Source organism: Aeromonas sp. ASNIH8 (assembly GCF_002919855.1).
Taxonomy (GTDB): Bacteria; Pseudomonadota; Gammaproteobacteria; order Enterobacterales; family Aeromonadaceae; genus Aeromonas; species Aeromonas caviae.
Window position 1 is genome coordinate 1 of the sequence record NZ_PQLN01000226.1, and the last position, 1,256, is coordinate 1,256.

1 protein-coding gene is annotated in these 1,256 nt (G+C 50.1%); it reads right to left on the reverse strand.

Translation table 11 applies throughout. From position 1 onward, the window contains the following. Nucleotides 1-24: 24 nt before the first annotated feature. Nucleotides 25-1,161, reverse strand: coding sequence for an ISAs1-like element ISAeme1 family transposase (locus tag C3418_RS23575; protein ID WP_041204891.1), 1,137 nt, complete (start codon nucleotides 1,159-1,161; stop codon nucleotides 25-27). Nucleotides 1,162-1,256: the final 95 nt, after the last annotated feature.

The following is a 1,256-nucleotide window of genomic DNA, read 5'->3' on the forward strand; positions in this document are numbered from 1 at the left end:
CAGGGCGAGAGCGTGAACATATTGTTAAATTGATGCCAGTTCAGCTAACCCAGCATCCAGTACCTTTTCCAGATATGGGCTGCTCATGCCCGCAAATTGCTGCTTCTTCCGCAAGCTTGCCTTACGGCTGGTTTCGGCTCGCAGCATGTTTTGCGCCATGTGTCGTGCACAGGCCAATATTTGAGGAGCATCACCTCGATATATCTGGCAGGCATCCTCATTCATCACGACATCCAGAACCCAATGCAGGCTATTTTCAATTGCCCAGTGCCCTCGTACCGCTGAGGCAAACTGCTCTGGTGTCAGTTCAGCCGAGCTGATGTAGTAGCGATACTCCATCGAAAATTTTTTCATATTTTCAATTCGATAGGATATTGCGACACCAACACTCTTCAGCGCTTTCCACTCTGGAAATTGCTCTGATAGTGCTCCGGCTGGTAACACATGGTACTCGCGGCCATCAATGCGACCGTGCTCTTTCTCGACACTGAACGTTTCTTCACTCAGTGGCTTCTTGGTCGACTCGCCCAGAGCTGCGCGTACTGCATTATGCAGTGTGGGCTGGTTACCTTTTACCGCCAGCAAGTAGTCGCCACCGCCCTTGATTATGGTTGAGGCTATCTCAGTCTGGCAGCCCATGGCATCGATGGATACCAGGCAGCCTTTTATATCGAGGAGTGCCAGTAATTCAGGAATGGCGGTGATTTCGTTAGATTTCGCATCTGTTTTGACTTGCCCGAGCACCAGACGATTCTCAGCGGCAAAGGCACTGACCATATGAATGGTAGACTGACGACTGTCTCGGTCGTAAGAGCTGCGTAAGGTCTTGCCGTCAATGGCAATCAGCTCACCATCGGTACGTTCTGATGTTGCTTGCATCCAGCGGACAAAGGCGTTCTGGAATTGCTCCGGTTGAATACGGGAGATGATCCTGGCTATGGTGTCGTGAACAGGTAATCCGTTATGAAACAATCCATTACGCTGAAACCATTCTAGATGTGCCTCGCCGAAAAGCTCGATATCTTCCCAACCTTGAGCCCCACCAATAGCAGCACAGACGGTGAGAAAAACCACATCGAAGAAGGGGTACGCGATTTTGGTTGTCTGACGAGGGTCTTCAAGTTCGGAGAAGAATTGGGTAAATGCCGCTTGATGGTTCATGACGAAACTCCCGTAAAAGAGAGTATAAGATCACACCCTGTTCGGTCGGTCAAATCCTCATGCCCTGCTTAAAAAACGTTCGCGATCTTGCCCTG